The sequence below is a fragment of the Acinetobacter sp. YH12117 genome (assembly GCF_013418865.1).
GTDB lineage: Bacteria > Pseudomonadota > Gammaproteobacteria > Pseudomonadales > Moraxellaceae > Acinetobacter > Acinetobacter indicus.
In genome coordinates this window covers 70,682-86,057 of record NZ_VPBF01000001.1, presented here as the reverse complement: position 1 = coordinate 86,057, position 15,376 = coordinate 70,682, and the positions used below count along the sequence as shown (strand labels likewise).

Sequence of the window (15,376 nt, the reverse complement as noted above, 5' to 3'; positions counted from 1 at the left end):
CCTCCCTTAAGCTGAAAATACAGATTGGAAAGGACTCAGTTCCACCTGAACCGATTTGGTCTGGGTATAGTGCTGTAAGGTCACCAGACCATTTTCACGGCCAACACCGGACTGTTTATAGCCACCAACCGGCATTTCTGCCGGAGATTCGCCCCAGGTATTCAGCCAGCAAATCCCCGCCTCAATCTGATGAATAATGCGATGGGCACGGCTTAAATCCGGACTGACCACACCAGCAGCCAGACCATAGGTGGTGGCATTGGCTCTGCGGATTACTTCATCTTCGCTGTCATAACTTAAAATACTCATAACCGGGCCAAAAATTTCTTCCTGAACAATGCACATTTCATCATGACAATCAGTAAATACTGTGGGTTCGACAAAAGCCCCGTGTGCAAATTCAGCTGCCGCTGCGCGCTGCCCGCCTGTTAACAGACGAGCGCCCTGCTGTTTGCCCAGCTCAATGTAATGCAATACTTTTTCCATATGGGCAAAGCTGGATAGTGGCCCGAAATTAGTGTTCGGGTCTAAAGGCTGACCCATGCGCACATAGGGAATGCGCTGCAGAATCTTTTCTTCAAAAGCGGCTTTTAATGCACTAGGAATGAACACCCGGGTTCCATTGGTACACACCTGTCCAGAACTGTAGAAATTGGCCATCATGGCAATATCGGCAGCCAGATCCAGATCGGCATCTTCACAGATAATTAACGGTGATTTTCCACCAAGTTCCATGGTGACTTCTTTTAAGCTGGACGCCGCCGCCTGTGCCATTACTTTTTTACCGGTACTCACACCGCCGGTAAAGGATACTTTGGCAATCTCTGGATGCTCAGTGAGGTAGCTACCCACATCGCCACCACCGGTCACCACATTAAAGACGCCGTCTGGTACTCCGGCTTCACTATAAATTTCGGCCAGTTTTAACGCGGTCAGTGGGGTAATTTCACTGGCTTTAAACACCATGGCATTGCCTGCGGCCAAGGCCGGTGCAGATTTCCATAACGCAATCTGGATTGGATAATTCCAGGCGCCAATACCGGCCACCACACCAAGCGGTTCACGGCGGGTATAAATAAAAGAACTTTCTCTTAACGGAATTTGCTGGCCTTCGAGTGCTGGTAAAATGCCGGCATAATATTCCAGCACATCGGCCCCGGTTACAATATCAACGCTCCGGGTTTCACTTAAAGGCTTGCCACTGTCCAGGCTTTCAATTTCCGCCAGCTCATCATTGCGTGCCCGTAAAATGGCTACGGCCTGATTTAAAATGCGGGAACGCTGCATGGCGGTCATGACTGCCCAGACTTTTTGTCCCTGTTTGGCAGACTGTACTGCCCGATCAACATCGGCCTGGTTACATGCCTGAATGGTGGCCAACACCTCAGCATTGGCCGGATTAATACTTTGGAATGTTTCAGAGGATGAAGCATCGACAAACTGACCGTGAATATAAGGTCGTTGTGTATTGAATTGCATCAATCGGTTCTCCTCGTAATTTAATGAATATTGAGTTGCTGACGGATATAGTCGGCACAAATCTGAATAGGTAAATCGGCATCCAGTTCAGTGGTCATTAAGGAACCGCGTAACCAGAAACCGTCAATCAGTGCGGCCAGACCCTGTGCGGCGCGTTCGGCCTGATCGCGGTCCAGCTGTTTGGCAAACTCATGCTTGATATTGGAATGCAGGCGGTAATGGTTAACCTGCTGCAAACGATGCAAGTCAGGTTGATGCATACTGTTGGCCCAGAATGCCAGCCAAGTTTTCATGGCCGCTTTGTCAGTCTGTTCGGCCGAGAAATTGGCACGCACAATTGCAATCAGGCGCTGCTCCGGCGTGTTTTCTGCGGTATTTAAACTGGCCGAAATGGCATCGCCCAGCTGTTGCAGCAAATAACGCATGGTCGCTTCAATCAGGCCATGCTTGCCCTGAAAATAATGACTGATGATGCCTGTAGACACACCTGCCCGCTGGGCAATCTGGCTGATAGATGCTTCAGCAAAACCCAGTTCATTAATGGCAGATAAGGTGGCATCAATCAGCTGTTGACGACGAATCGGTTGCATACCAACTTTAGGCATAAGATCGACCTGACTAATAAAAATCATGCACAAGACAAGGTAACATATAAAAACGTTATTTTAATTGAACGTTCAATTAAAATAAATTATAGTCCCGTCTGCTTCCTGATGTACAGCTCAGTTTGTTTTTCATTTGCAAATGTTTGTAATGAGAACCATGCCTATAGAGTCTGGTTAAGCCAAAACACACTGCGCTGTAGATCCGAATTAAAAAAATATGGTCACAGATTTATGCAAAAGAAAACTGAACAGACGACCGATAGTCTGAACAAAGTTGTCTTTTTTCTTTCGGCAACACTCATCCTGCTGTTTTCGCTGGTTACGATTTTATTTAATGACCAGGCGAATCAGCTCATTACCCAAATCTTGAACTGGGTCAGCCGGACCTTTAGCTGGTATTACCTGCTGGCGGCCACCTTATATCTGGTCTTTGTACTGTTTATTGCCCTGTCGCGTTATGGCGACATCAAATTAGGTCCCAAACATTCCAAGCCGGAATTTAGCCTGCTGAGCTGGTCGGCAATGCTGTTCTCGGCCGGAATCGGGATTGACCTGATGTTCTTCTCGGTGGCCGAACCGCTGTCTCACTATATGAATCCGCCTGTCGGCGAAGGCCAGACTTTTGAGGCTGCGCGCCAGTCAATGGTCTGGACCCTGTTCCACTATGGATTAACTGGCTGGAGCATGTATGCCTTGGTTGGCGTGGCTTTGGGTTATTTTAGTTATCGTTATAACCTGCCGCTAACCATCCGCTCGGCGCTTTATCCGATTTTTGGCAAGCGTGTTAATGGCTGGATTGGACATAGTGTTGATACCGCGGCCGTTTTGGGCACCATTTTTGGTATTGCCACCACCTGCGGGATTGGTGTGGTTCAGCTCAACTACGGCCTGCATGTACTGTTTGATGTGCCAGAAAACCTGCTGATCCAGTCGGCGCTGATTGCCGTTGCAGTCATTATTACTGCAATTTCAGTGGCTTCTGGGGTAAATAAAGGCCTCCGGATTCTGTCTGAAGTCAATATTTATGTGTCGATTGGTCTGCTGCTGTTTATTCTGGTGATGGGCAATACCGAGTTTTTACTGGCAGCGTTAATCCAGAACTTTGGCGACTATATTAGCCAGTTCCCGCAACTGTCCTTAACCAGTTTTCCGTTTCAGCAACCGAAAGAATGGATGAACAGCTGGACCCTGTTTTTCTGGGCCTGGTGGATTGCCTGGTCGCCATTTGTCGGCCTGTTCCTGGCGCGAATTTCCCGTGGCCGAACCATCCGTGAATTTGTGGCCGGTACCTTAATTATTCCCCTGCTGTTTACCCTGACCTGGCTGTCAATTTTTGGAAATAGCGCCCTGCACAGCGTAATTTTTGATGGCAATACCCAGCTGGCCACCACCGTATTGGCCAATCCGGCACATGGTTTCTATGACCTGCTTGCCCAATATCCGTGGTTCCCATTTCTGGCCGGCGTCGCTACCATTACCGGTTTGCTGTTTTATGTGACTTCTGCCGATTCAGGCGCACTGGTACTGGGGAATTTCACCACCAAATTTAGCAATATTGAACATGATTCGCCGCGCTGGTTAAGTGTCTTCTGGGCACTGGCGATTGGTTTACTGACTTTGGCCATGCTGATGGCCAATGGCGTGACTGCACTGCAAAACACCACCATTATTATGGGGCTGCCTTTTAGCTTTGTGATTTTCTTTGTGATGGCGGGTCTGTACAAGTCATTAAGACTGGAAGATTTCCGTCAGGCCAGTACCAGCATGAATGCGGCACCCGTGGTCGGCAATGTCGACATCTTTAACTGGAAAAAACGCCTCAGCCGGGTAATGCTGCATGCCAATTTATCGCAAACCCAGCAAATGCTGGAAGAGGTCTGTAAACCGGCAATGCATGCGGTGGCCACAGAATTCATCAACAAAGGCATTCAGGTCGATCTGGCGGAAAAAGCCCTGGATGATGAACCGGAACTGTCACATCTGGATTTAACCATTCAGCTGGATGAAGAAGAAAACTTCGTTTACCAGATCTGGCCAATCCGTTATGACACACCCAACTTCAGTTCACGCGGCAAACGCACCAAGAAATACTATTACCGTCTGGAAACCTATCTGTTTGAAGGCTCGCAAGGCAATGATCTGGTGGGTTATAGCAAGGAACAGGTCATTAACGACATTCTGGATAAATACGAGCGCCATTTGATGTTCTTGCACATCAACCGGATTAGTCCAGGCAAGCGCCCGCTCTTTCCAGACCCGGATCAATAAGGAATCTGTAGGATGTCTGAATCGCTTCACGCCTTTGCACTGTTTTTCTCATTATTAAACCCGTTTTTAATGAGTATTTATATGCTCGGCATTATCCGTAATTCCGAGGCCCGAGTGTTTAATCGCGCCCTGATTCAGGGCAGTCTAATCAGCTTTGTGGTGTTTATTATTTTCGCCAAAACCGGTGAAGCCTTTTTTCATGATGTCCTGCATGTCCGTTTTGAATCTTTCCAGATTTTTGGCGGGATTATTTTTCTGGTGATTGGTTATCGCTATGTGTTTGAAGGCGCCGATACCATTGGGGTGATGCGCGGTGCGCCACATCATTTGGCCGGCACCATTGCCATGCCGTTTATGATTGGCCCGGGAACCATCAGCGCCGCGGTCATTACCGGAATTCAGCTAAGCCTGTGGCAACTGGTGCTGGTGATTTTTGTGACGCTATTTCTGACCTGTAGCCTGCTTATTTTAATGAAATATGCGCATGATCATTTGCAGCATAAACATTCCAATTATATTGATTTGTATGTCGATATTGTCGGGCGTCTGGCTGCCTTGCTGATTGGGACCATTGCCATTGATATGATTGTGACCGGTGTCAGCGGAATTATGCAGAGCTAAAATAACCTGAGTTCGATGAAATCCACTTAGCCTTTTAGCATATTTTGGAAAGTTGGCTTATTGGGGTTCAAACAATAAAGCAGATTTCCAGAATGGAACGATCATTTGGCAATAAAAATATTTGAAGAATCTAAAACCGGATTGATGAAATAAAATGACAATGGTCATTTCTTCAGACAAGCTTAAAGCTGACTTTTTCAACCTGGTTTTTTGGTGGTGTTTCAAAAAGTATGCTGAAAAAAACAGGTTGGCTTTTGATAAGATAGTGAGATGCAAATAACACTAGAAATCAAATGTCCAACCTGTCTAAGTGACAGTATAAAGAAAAATGGCCTCAAACTATATGGCAAGCAAAACTATCAATGTGAATAGCCACCAAAATTCTAGACACACATAATCATCTTTTGATGGGCCTTTTCATAATCTAATGGAGAACGCTGACCATTGGAACCATATCTGCGTTTTGAATTATAGAACATCTCAATATATTCAAAGATATCCGACCTTGCTTCAGTCCTGGTCGCATAGATTTTCTTTTTAATTCGTTCCCGCTTTAATAGCTGGAAGAAGCTTTCTGCAACAGCATTGTCATAGCATGAGCAGTGTACTGCGCAAGTCGACGACTCATACTACTTTCAAGATTATGATGCTTGAGAAATGTCTGCCATTCATGACTGGTGTATTGGCTGCCTTGGTCAGAATGGATTAGGACTTTGTTCTTTGGGTTTCTTCGCCACAAAGCCATCAATAACGCATCTAAAACCAGATCTGCCGTGATTCTGGATTTCATAGACCAGCCAACAACAAGACGTGAAAACAGGTCAATCACAACTGCGAGATATAGCCACCCTTCATAAGTGCGGATATAAGGGTGAGATTCCTTTGGTCTACTCACCCCTATATTCAAACAAATTCAGGCTGGGTCTATACCGCCTTTATTATTGATGTGTTCTCACGAGCAATTGTTGGATGGAAAGTATCTACACGGATGAATACAGATATGGTGCTCGATGCATTAGAGCAAGCCTTGCACGATCGAGGCATGCCAAAGAATGTGATTCATCATTCAGATAGAGGTGTTCAATATCTTTCTATTCGCTATACCAATCGTTTAGAAGCTGCAAATTTACGAGCATCAGTCGGTACAACTGGTGATTCATACGATAATGCTCTGGCTGAAACGGTGAATGGCTTATACAAAACAGAGGTGATTGAATATTTAAAAGCAGATTGGCAAGGTTTAGCAGATGTACAACTTGCGACACTAAACTGGGTAGATTGGTTCAATAAAAAGCGTGTACACAGTGCACTGGGTTATGTATCGCCTTTTGAGTTTGAAGCAATGTACTATGATAAGATTAACCCGTTAGGTCAGGTGGCCTAACTTAAATAAAAAAGTCTCCGACAAACCCGGTACGGTTCAGATAGGCTTGTGCAACAAAGCCATACAGATGTAAAAGAAACAATACTATAACTTTACACTAGTTCTATCTGCGGACCTTTGATTTATACTAGCGGGATAACATTACCGGCTTTAAATCAGTTTAGCGACTTTATGAACTTAAAGAAAAATAAAAGACAGCTTGTCTGGGGTTTAAATCTGCTTGCATCTATGATGTATGGCAGCTTTGCTCATGCACAGAGCATCAGCTTTCAGGATGCTGAACGTCAGTTGTTGCAAAATTCTTATAGCAGCCAAGCCTATCAAAGTCTGGAACAGGCTTCAAAACTTGAAGCTGAAGCAGTGAAAGGTATAGGTCTGCCACGAGTCGACCTGAATGTTCGTGCCTATGCCTTTCACAGTGAAGTCGATATTCCATTAAAGCAATTTAAAAATAATCTGGAGAATTCACTCTCTCAAGGCGTGAATGGCCGGCTTAATGAGTGGGAGGCCAGTAATGGCGTGGATCTACCTGCAGGTATTACCGATCCACTGCGTGATGGACTTAACAATACTATTCATAGCGGAGTTGGTCTGATTCCGGATACGTCTAATGTCATCCTTGAAGATCAGGTGATTCGCCCCACTGTTTCCGTGATTATGCCAATATATACTGGAGGCCTCACCCGTAGTGCCAAAGAAATTGCCAATATTCAGGTCGGTCGTAGTCAGCTCAGCAACAAACAGCAGCAAGATACGCAGCGTTTTGAACTGATTCAAAGTTATTTTAATGTACAGCTCCAAAAGCAATTGCATGCAGCTGCGCTGTTTAATCTGAATGCCATGCAGCAGCATTATCGCAATGCCTTAAAAATGGAACAGCAAGGTTTTATCAGTAAAGGCCAGCGTATGCAATTTGAAGTGGCACGTAATAATGCCGAGCGCAGCCAGCAAAATACGCAGGCCAATTTGAATGCTGCCCTGTTCCAGCTGAATAATCTGCTTCAGGAAAGTAGCATCACCGAACTTTCGACGCCTTTATTTGTCAATAAAACCGAGCCACAGGCCTTAAATCATCTGCTGAAAACCTTTAGTCAGAACTCTGCGCTGATTCAAAAAATGCAGCTGGATACTCAATTAGCTCAAGCCAATGTCAAAGCCCAGCAAGCAGCGAAAAAACCGAATGTTTTTGCTTTTGGTGAATATAGTCTGGATCAAAATGAAAACTGGATTGTCGGAGTTGCCGCACGCTATAACCTGTTTTCTGGGATCGATAAAAACAAAAATATTCAGGCTGCCGAACTCAAACGCTCTGCCACAGAACTGCTCACTGCACGCACCCAGCAGGAAATTGAAAATCTGATTTATAAATCTTATAGCGAAGCACTCAGCGCACAGCAAAGTGATGCACTTCTGGCACAAAATTTGAAAGCCGCACAGGAAAATTTACGCATCCAAGAATTGTCCTTTAAAGAAGATATGGGCACCGCCATACAGGTCATCGATGCACAAAATATGCTGAGCGGACTACGAGCCGAAACTGCCTTGAATGCTTACAAATATGTGATGTCACTGGCCACACTATTACAAAGCCATGGCTCGATTGCAGAATTTCCGAACTACATCCAACATACCAACACTCACTATATTCGCTAATGGAGCCGAACATGAACGAAGATCAAAAACCCAATGATCCTGTGAATGAAGCGGCTTCATCCAGCGATACAGAAAAATCGCCTGCGCAACAGGTAGAAACAAAAACTGAAATAGAAAACAACGCGACGACTTCGACCGAGCAACAACAAGCTCCTGAAATCGCTAAAAAGAAAAAATATTTATTGCTCGCCCTGATTCCAGTTCTGCTGGCAGTCATCGCATTTGGATTATGGAAAAGCTACCAACCGGCTCCGCTTGAATTGCAGGGTCGTGTAGAAGCTGAAACAGTTCAGGTGGCGACCAAAGTGCCAAGCCGTATTGAAGAAATTTATGTAGAAGAAGGTCAGCGAGTCAAAAAAGGCGATGTGCTGGTGCGCTTAAACAGCCCGGAAATTCAGGCCAAAAAACAGCAAGCCGCAGCGGCTTTACAATCTGCGCTGGCCTTACAATCGACTGCTGAACGTGGCTCGCAAGAAGAAAATATCGCCAGCCTGTATGCCAACTGGCAATCGCTGAAAGCACAGCAAAATTTAGCCAAAGTTTCTTATGAGCGTGGTGCAAATTTATTTAAGGAAGGTGTGATTTCACGCCAGCGCCGTGATGAATTGTATGCAGCCAGTCAATCAGCGGCACAAATGACAGAAGCAGCGTATCAGCAATACGCACGTGCCAAACGTGGCAGCACCTCGCAGCAAAAGAGTTCTGCCGATGCACAAGTAGATATTGCCCAGGCTGCGCTGGATGAAGCCAATGCATTAGAGGCAGAAACCCAATTAGTAGCACCTGTAAACGGAACGGTGTCTAAAACCTATGGCAAAGTCTCGGAGCTGGTAGCCACCGCAGTCCCTGTGGTCAGCCTGATTGAAGATCAAATGTGGGTGAGCCTGAATATTCGTGAAGACCAATATGCCCCGTTTCAGAAAATGAGCAGTATTGAAGGTTATATTCCCGCCCTAGATAAAACCGCCACTTTTAAAATCAAGCAGATCAGTGCTGAAGGTGAATTTGCCACCATTAAGACCACACGCCAAACCGGCGGTTATGATGTGCGCAGTTTTAAGCTGCATCTTGTGCCCACACCAGCGATTCCTGAACTGAAAGTTGGGATGAGCGTGTTATTTAAACTGAAAGAGACCCGATAATGTGGACGGGTATATGGCGCGAACTGCGCTATCTGCTCCGCGAAAAATGGGATCTGTGTCTGGTCACGCTCGCACCTGCACTGGTGATTATTTTATTCAGCAGCATGTTTGCTCAAGGGAAACCGGATCATTTACCGATTGCGATTATTGATCAAGACCAGAGTGCGCTGAGTCAAAGCATTTATCAGCATGTGGCGCTGAATCATACTCTTAAAATTGCTACAGTGTCGGAACAAACAGCTGAAATTGAGCGCCTGTTAAATCAAAATAAAATTTGGGGTTATATCCATATTCCCAGCGGTGCCGAGCAACGTCTGGTTCGTGCCCGGGATGCTGACATCAGTATTGCCTTTAACCAGAGTTATTTCAGTATCGGAAATACCATTTCCTCTGCCATGCTGGTCAGTACCCTGCAAGCACTGGCTGAATTTAGCGGACAGCAATATCTGGGCAACCGGCTGCCCTCTCTCGAAGCACCGTCACCGCATATCAAAATATCGCCACTGTATAATCCGCAGCTGAATTATGAATTCTATCTGGAACCCTATGTCATTCCGGCAATTCTGCATTTACTACTGTGTTGTTGTATGGCATTTTCCGTCGGTCAGGAACTGAAGCGGCAGACCTTAACAAGCTGGATTAGCAACTCATCCATCTGGATGGCATTACTGTCTAAGAACCTGGTCTATGTGGCTATTTTTAGTCTATGGACCTGGATCTGGATGTTCTGGCTGATTGAAATTCGCGGCTGGTTTGTTGCCGGCTCGCTCGCTCTGATTCTATCGGCACAATTTCTGCTATATAGCGCTTATACATTTTTAAGCAGTGCAGTGGTTCTGGCGACCAAAGATTTAAGTAAATCTTTTGGCATCATTGCGGTCTATGGTGGTTCATCTTTGAGTTTTGCAGGTGTGACCCTCCCTTTAAATAATGCGCCCCTGTTCACCCAGTTTTGGTCCAATATTATTCCGTTTACGCCCTATGCCAAATTACAAACTGAACAATGGGTGATTGGTAGTCCATTGCATATTTCACTGCAAGCTGGATTAATGCTGCTGATCTATGCCCTAGTCTACGCTCTGCTGGCTTATCTGTTTCTTAAAAAAATAGCTAAAGGAGCAGTCCAATGAAATCCCTCTGGTTTTACTATCTGCAAGGCTTCAAGGATATTGTCAGTCACGGCGCGATCTTTACCACGCTGATTCTATCCGTCTTATTTTACAGCTTTTTTTATCCAACCGCTTATCAGGCACAGCAGGCTGAAGCCTTACCGATTATTATTGTCGATGAAGAACAAAGTAACTTAAGCACCCGTATTATTGGTCAGGTGGCACAAAGCCCCAATGTGGAAATTGAGGCGATTACCGGCAATTTTGCCGAAGCTAAACAATGGGTTGAATCTCAAAAAGCCGATGGCATTTTACTGCTACCGGACAATTTATCGCAAAGCTTAAGGCATGGTGAAACAGGCGGCATTGGCCTGTATTTAAGCACAGCCAACTTTTTAGTGACCAAACAAATTGGTCTGGGCTTAGCCACATCGGTTGAGCAAACTTTGGCAGACTATACTGAACGCTTTGGCGAGGTCTCGGACTTTTCACCTGCCCTTTCTGTGCATCAAATTCCTTTATTTAATCCGCTATCCGGCTATGGCAGTTATGTCTTTCCTGCGGTTGCACCTTTAATTATCCACCAAACTATTCTTCTGGGTTTGAGTATGCTGATTTTGGTATATCGGGAAAGAAAAATAGAATTAAACACAAATGCATTGATTGGGATGTGTTTAGCGGTCTTTACTATTGGCTGTCTGGGATGTTTCTATTTATTCGGCTTTAGCTTCTGGCTATTTGATTATCCACGTGGTGGCAACCTGTTCGGGATGCTACTGGCTGTTCCGGTTTTTATCTATACAATAATTGGCATGACCTGCCTATTCGCCAGTTTTCTAGATCTGCCGGAACGTGCGGGTCATGTAATTGTATTCACTTCCATTCCACTGTTCTTTTTATCTGGTGCGGCCTGGCCGCATGCTGCAATGCCTATCTGGATGCAAGTCGTTGGCGAAATCCTGCCTTCCACCCAAATTGTGCAGATGTTTATTCAACTCAATCAGATGGGTGTACCTACAGAGCTAGTCTTGCCTAAATTGCTTTATCTCGGAATGATCGGCAGCTTGTGCTTTTTCTTGGCTTATCGACGTTTAATTTCAAACTGTGGAACTTTCTAGCTTGTATATTATTGAACCTGTAAATAATTTTATGTAATTGCTTTTGATAAATTTAAAGGTGATTGCTTCACTGGTCACCGAATTCAATAATAAATCGGCTCATGGCTAAACGCCAGTCACGAATATAGGAATAGAATCTGGCTATCTATTTGCGTGATACTGGTCTGATTCTTTTTAGTAAGATGTGGCTCAAATGTACCGTCACGATCTCATGGTGTGGTGGTTCTTAATCTCCCCCATGACCGCTATATTAACCAAGGGGGTCAGTTTTACACTGCCGCTAACACGAATTACCCAAATATGTAAGGTAATTCCGGTGAATCAGAACGAAGCTTCTGGCACATTTACCCAATCCTGAAGACGTTATGAATAACTCTTCACTTTAATTTTGTAGGTAATCCCAGTTCCTTCGGGAGCTGGGATTAATACATTTTAAGCGCGGATTTCATCATCAAAATGGGGCTGTATTGAAACGACAATCGCTGAGCCAAGTGGCTCTGATTTTATAATCAGTCCAGCATTTAAAAATCACTGATTTAATTTAAACACTAAACATCAACGCCAAAGACAACAGCAAGCATAAAAATAACATAGCTGAAACCGCCTGCCAGAATCTAACAGGATTTTTATCCAGCAAGGAAGAATGAACCGGCTTTAAAAAATACCGGTTAGGATGCTTAAGGTCATACAGAAATTCTGACAATACCTCATAACGTTCATTTGGCATCAGGGCCAAGGCCTTATGCAAGGCTCCATCAACCCACACCGGAATATCTGGCCGATATTCTAAAATTGAATGATAACGCACCGTTTTTAGCTGTTTAAGCGTCTGACAACGCGCCAGTTCGGTGCCATAGGGTAACTGTTTGCTAAGTACATAATACAGTACCACGGCCAGTGAAAACTGGTCTGAACGGGTGGAAACCGGCCGCGAGCAAAAATATTCCGGCGCCATAAAGGCCAAGGTGCCCAAAGCCGCGGCATGTTGCGGCTGTGATTCGGAAATCCCCTTGACCAGGGTCGCACCAAAATCAATCAGTTTTAGCTCTAACTGTGCATTCAGCATGATATTTTCAGGGCGAATATCCTGATGCAGCATGTCCAGCCGGTGAAAAGCCTGCAAGCCTTTAATGATCTGTTCCGTAATCTGGATGGCGGTTTCAAGCGCAATCGGCTGGCGTTGCTGATGCAACCATGTATTTAAGGTCTGGCCAGATAAATATTCATAGGTTTGAAAATAATAAGATTTACTGCGCTGATGCGGATAGGCCGCTAACACCTGTGGATGCTGAATCCGTTTTGCTACCCACTCTTCCAGTAGAAAACGCTCCAGCGCTTGTGCATCCTGAGTTAAGTCCAGTGACGGAATTTTAATGACCAGTTGCTGCTGCCGCGTCTCATCCCAGGCCAGATATAAACGGCTACGATGGTTCTGGTGCAGTACATTTTGAATCCGGTAGCCTTCAAACTGCTGACCTATGCTTAAATCCGGGGCCAGACTTAGCTGGTTGTGACTTGGCTGAAATTGTGACTGGGCCTGCTGTGGCAGCTGCTGTACCTGCACAATTTGCAGGGTTAAATTATCAGGACTGCCCTGCGCATCGGCCAGATGGACCAGCGTTTCTGCTACCTGGTCAAGATCTAAAGTTTCGGGACTGTGAAGTGCCTCGATAATTTGGCTGTCCGACAGATATTCATATACACCATCGGTCATCAACAGGAAAATATCATCCTGTGCCAACGGCAGACTTAAATAATCCATCTCTACTTTCTGCGCCACGCCCAAAGCCCGGCTTAAATAGCTTTCCCGGGAAGATAACCAGACCCGATGGTCAACACTGAGCTGTTCCAGCTGTTGCTCACGCAAGCGGTAAATACGCGCATCACCAATATGAAACAGATGTACAGTTTCATGTTTGAATACCAGCGCGCTAAAAGTGCAGACATAGCCGCGGTCTTTATCGACACGGCCCTGACTTTGCTGGGTCTGAGCATAGAGCCAGGAATTGGTGGCACGAATCACCCGGTCGACCGAAGTTTTGACGCTCCAGGAATCGGGCGTCGAAAAGTAATCGGCCAGAAAACTGGACACTGCGGTTTCACTGGCGATATGACTGACATTGCTACTGCTGATACCATCGGCAATGGCGCAGGCAATGCCCTTTTGCTGTGCCAGATAGCCCTCCGGAACGGCCGCGCCATGAAAATCCTGATTGCTCTCTTTGCGGCCGGCAGCACTATATTGCCCAAGCCGAATTTGAAGTGAAGTCTGGTGTGAAGATGGCAAAGTGGACATGCGCTGATCTCAACTGGCTGGAATCTTCCCTGATTCCTGAATTCATCCTGTGTGCTTAAAACTTAGAACTCACGTTTTGGTGCAGTGCGAACATGCGTGGTATAAAGCGCAAGACCAGTTAAAGCCAAACCACCTACCAGGTTCCCCAGCGCTACCGGTAACTCATTCCAGATAAAGTAGTCCATCACCGAGAAATCGCCGCCCATCATCATCGCAAACGGGAACAGGAACATATTCACCACCGAATGTTCAAAGCCCATGGCAAAGAACAGCATGATCGGCATCCACATCGCAATAAACTTGCCGCTAACGGTGGTCGACATCATCGCACCAATCACGCCAAGCGACACCATCCAGTTACAGAGCATGCCGCGAATAAAAATCGTGATCCAGCCAGCTACGCCATATTCTTTGTAGCCCAGCGTCCGGTCTTCACCAATATGTGCAATCGCCAGACCGACCTTGTTCGGTTCGGTCGAAAAGCCGTAGGTATAGACCGCGGCCATCATCACCGCCACAATCAGGGCGCCAGTGAAGTTACCGACAAAGACCACGCCCCAGTTTTTCAGGATTCTGGCCCAGGTCACGCCCGGACGTTTATCTAGCCAGGCCAATGGTGTCAGGACAAATACCCCGGTCAGCAGGTCATAGCCCAGCAGATACAGCATACAAAAGCCCACTGGGAATAATAATGCACCAATTAAAGGCACGCCGGTTTGCACTGCAATGGTGACCGCAAAAACCGCTGCCAGCGCCAGAATAGCCCCGGCCATGGTGGCGCGGATCAGCACATCACGGTTTGCCATATGTAGTTTCGATTCACCGGCATCCACAACTTTGGTTGCAAATTCGGAAGGTGCAAGATAAGCCATTGCGAGTACCCCTCAACGATTAAAATTTAGCAGTGAGATGATTTGCAAATAAAAAGCGCCCAAGACGACTTTCACGTCTTAGGCGCCTTTGCCTGAATCATCCAACATGTTTTAAAAAATTTATGGCGTCGTTGCCATCAGTTCAGTGGAGATACAGCAAGGAACGTACCAACTTTGTGTGAAAGATGAATTTACGCCATAGGCAGATTCAAGATCTGAGCTGATTTTAAGCTGGCATACATTGTGCTTTTCCCTTGTCAGTGTTTTAGCCATAAGCAGTTGAGGAAATAGATATGATTAGCCACCGCCAACAAGTGACAGACATGATTTTATCTGCCAAGGTGCTGAACAATATTCAGTGGTCCAGCGTGGCGCAGGAAATTGGGTTATCCAAAGAATGGGTAACGGCAGCCTGTTTGGGGCAAATGGCATTGAACAAGGAACAGGCCGAAAAAATTGGTCAGATATTTAACCTGAGTGATGAAGCCGTGGCCTGGCTGCAAATTGTGCCGTATAAAGGCTCCCTGCCGACCAGCGTTCCGACCGATCCTTTAATTTACCGCTGGTATGAAGTGGTGAATGTCTATGGTTCTACCATTAAAGAGCTGATTCATGAAGAATTTGGCGACGGGATTATGAGCGCGATTGATTTTAGTATGGATATTCAACGTGAAAGCCATGAAAATGGCGACCGGGTAAATGTGATGCTATCCGGGAAATTTTTGCCCTATAAATCCTATTAAGATGAGTTTGTGTTGAGCTTAAAACTCTAAGCAATCACAAAAAATCTGCGCTTACCTTATTCATAAAGATGATCAAGTAAAGATCA

11 protein-coding genes and 4 pseudogenes are annotated in these 15,376 nt (G+C 45.7%); 9 read left to right on the top strand and 6 right to left on the bottom strand.

Annotated elements, in window-relative coordinates:
- Positions 1-6 precede the first annotated feature (6 nt).
- On the bottom strand, positions 7-1,482 hold the full coding sequence (gene betB / locus FTU55_RS00385; protein WP_180045796.1) for a betaine-aldehyde dehydrogenase: 1,476 nt from the start codon (positions 1,480-1,482) through the stop codon (positions 7-9).
- Positions 1,483-1,499: 17 nt separating this feature from the next.
- Positions 1,500-2,084: a transcriptional regulator BetI gene (betI, locus tag FTU55_RS00380; RefSeq protein WP_168406553.1), complete on the bottom strand. Its 585-nt coding sequence runs from the start codon at positions 2,082-2,084 to the stop codon at positions 1,500-1,502.
- Between the two features lie 231 nt (positions 2,085-2,315).
- Between betI and FTU55_RS00375 the strand changes: the two genes are divergently transcribed.
- Together FTU55_RS00375 and FTU55_RS00370 are read left to right on the top strand one after the other, a co-directional pair.
- Positions 2,316-4,352: a choline transporter gene (locus tag FTU55_RS00375; protein WP_180045794.1), complete on the top strand. Its 2,037-nt coding sequence runs from the start codon at positions 2,316-2,318 to the stop codon at positions 4,350-4,352.
- Positions 4,353-4,364: 12 nt separating this feature from the next.
- Positions 4,365-4,973 carry a MarC family protein gene (locus tag FTU55_RS00370; RefSeq protein ID WP_005177911.1) on the top strand — a complete coding sequence of 203 codons (609 nt, stop codon included), beginning with the start codon at positions 4,365-4,367 and terminating at the stop codon, positions 4,971-4,973.
- Positions 4,974-5,051: 78 nt separating this feature from the next.
- Here FTU55_RS00370 and FTU55_RS15275 read toward each other — a convergent pair.
- A pseudogene (locus tag FTU55_RS15275) lies at positions 5,052-5,189 on the bottom strand (IS982 family transposase); the annotation flags it as partial.
- Positions 5,190-5,243: 54 nt separating this feature from the next.
- Between FTU55_RS15275 and FTU55_RS00365 the strand changes: the two are divergent.
- A pseudogene (locus tag FTU55_RS00365) lies at positions 5,244-5,342 on the top strand (IS1 family transposase); the annotation flags it as partial.
- Between the two features lie 14 nt (positions 5,343-5,356).
- Here FTU55_RS00365 and FTU55_RS00360 read toward each other — a convergent pair.
- Positions 5,357-5,841, bottom strand: a pseudogene (locus FTU55_RS00360) (IS3 family transposase); the annotation flags it as partial.
- Between the two features lie 27 nt (positions 5,842-5,868).
- Between FTU55_RS00360 and FTU55_RS00355 the strand changes: the two are divergent.
- From FTU55_RS00355 to FTU55_RS00335, 5 genes and pseudogenes are all read left to right on the top strand, one after another.
- A pseudogene (locus FTU55_RS00355) lies at positions 5,869-6,357 on the top strand (IS3 family transposase); the annotation flags it as partial.
- Between the two features lie 171 nt (positions 6,358-6,528).
- On the top strand, positions 6,529-8,010 hold the full coding sequence (locus FTU55_RS00350) for a TolC family protein (protein ID WP_180045792.1): 1,482 nt from the start codon (positions 6,529-6,531) through the stop codon (positions 8,008-8,010).
- An 11-nt stretch (positions 8,011-8,021) separates the two neighbouring features.
- Positions 8,022-9,152, top strand: a complete 1,131-nt coding sequence (locus tag FTU55_RS00345; protein ID WP_005177920.1) for an HlyD family secretion protein — start codon at positions 8,022-8,024, stop codon at positions 9,150-9,152.
- Positions 9,152-10,282, top strand: a complete 1,131-nt coding sequence (locus FTU55_RS00340; RefSeq protein ID WP_180045790.1) for an ABC transporter permease — start codon at positions 9,152-9,154, stop codon at positions 10,280-10,282. Before FTU55_RS00345 ends, FTU55_RS00340 begins: the two co-directional genes overlap by 1 nt.
- The gene (locus FTU55_RS00335) at positions 10,279-11,379 is read left to right on the top strand and encodes an ABC transporter permease (protein ID WP_127800767.1); all 1,101 of its coding nucleotides are present in this window, start codon (positions 10,279-10,281) and stop codon (positions 11,377-11,379) included. Before FTU55_RS00340 ends, FTU55_RS00335 begins: the two co-directional genes overlap by 4 nt.
- A gap of 541 nt (positions 11,380-11,920) precedes the next feature.
- Here FTU55_RS00335 and FTU55_RS00330 read toward each other — a convergent pair.
- Together FTU55_RS00330 and FTU55_RS00325 are read right to left on the bottom strand one after the other, a co-directional pair.
- Complete coding sequence (locus FTU55_RS00330; protein WP_180045788.1) at positions 11,921-13,675, bottom strand: bifunctional protein-serine/threonine kinase/phosphatase; 1,755 nt, start codon at positions 13,673-13,675, stop codon at positions 11,921-11,923.
- 62 nt (positions 13,676-13,737) lie between these two features.
- Complete coding sequence (locus FTU55_RS00325) at positions 13,738-14,547, bottom strand: formate/nitrite transporter family protein (protein WP_005178046.1); 810 nt, start codon at positions 14,545-14,547, stop codon at positions 13,738-13,740.
- Positions 14,548-14,840: 293 nt separating this feature from the next.
- Between FTU55_RS00325 and cynS the strand changes: the two genes are divergently transcribed.
- The gene (gene cynS / locus FTU55_RS00320) at positions 14,841-15,290 is read left to right on the top strand and encodes a cyanase (RefSeq protein ID WP_127801684.1); all 450 of its coding nucleotides are present in this window, start codon (positions 14,841-14,843) and stop codon (positions 15,288-15,290) included.
- Positions 15,291-15,376 lie beyond the last annotated feature (86 nt).

Bases quoted from the DNA above. Each gene is read 5' to 3' on its own strand.
- FTU55_RS00325 (WP_005178046.1), bottom strand. From the start codon at position 14,547: ATGGCTTATCTTGCACCTTCCGAATTTGCAACCAAAGTTGTGGATGCC.
- FTU55_RS00340 (WP_180045790.1), top strand. From the start codon at position 9,152: ATGTGGACGGGTATATGGCGCGAACTGCGCTATCTGCTCCGCGAAAAA.
- FTU55_RS00350 (WP_180045792.1), top strand. From the start codon at position 6,529: ATGAACTTAAAGAAAAATAAAAGACAGCTTGTCTGGGGTTTAAATCTG.
- FTU55_RS00370 (WP_005177911.1), top strand. From the start codon at position 4,365: ATGTCTGAATCGCTTCACGCCTTTGCACTGTTTTTCTCATTATTAAAC.
- FTU55_RS00335 (WP_127800767.1), top strand. From the start codon at position 10,279: ATGAAATCCCTCTGGTTTTACTATCTGCAAGGCTTCAAGGATATTGTC.
- cynS (WP_127801684.1), top strand. From the start codon at position 14,841: ATGATTAGCCACCGCCAACAAGTGACAGACATGATTTTATCTGCCAAG.
- FTU55_RS00330 (WP_180045788.1), bottom strand. From the start codon at position 13,675: ATGTCCACTTTGCCATCTTCACACCAGACTTCACTTCAAATTCGGCTT.
- FTU55_RS00345 (WP_005177920.1), top strand. From the start codon at position 8,022: ATGAACGAAGATCAAAAACCCAATGATCCTGTGAATGAAGCGGCTTCA.
- FTU55_RS00375 (WP_180045794.1), top strand. From the start codon at position 2,316: ATGCAAAAGAAAACTGAACAGACGACCGATAGTCTGAACAAAGTTGTC.
- betI (WP_168406553.1), bottom strand. From the start codon at position 2,084: ATGCCTAAAGTTGGTATGCAACCGATTCGTCGTCAACAGCTGATTGAT.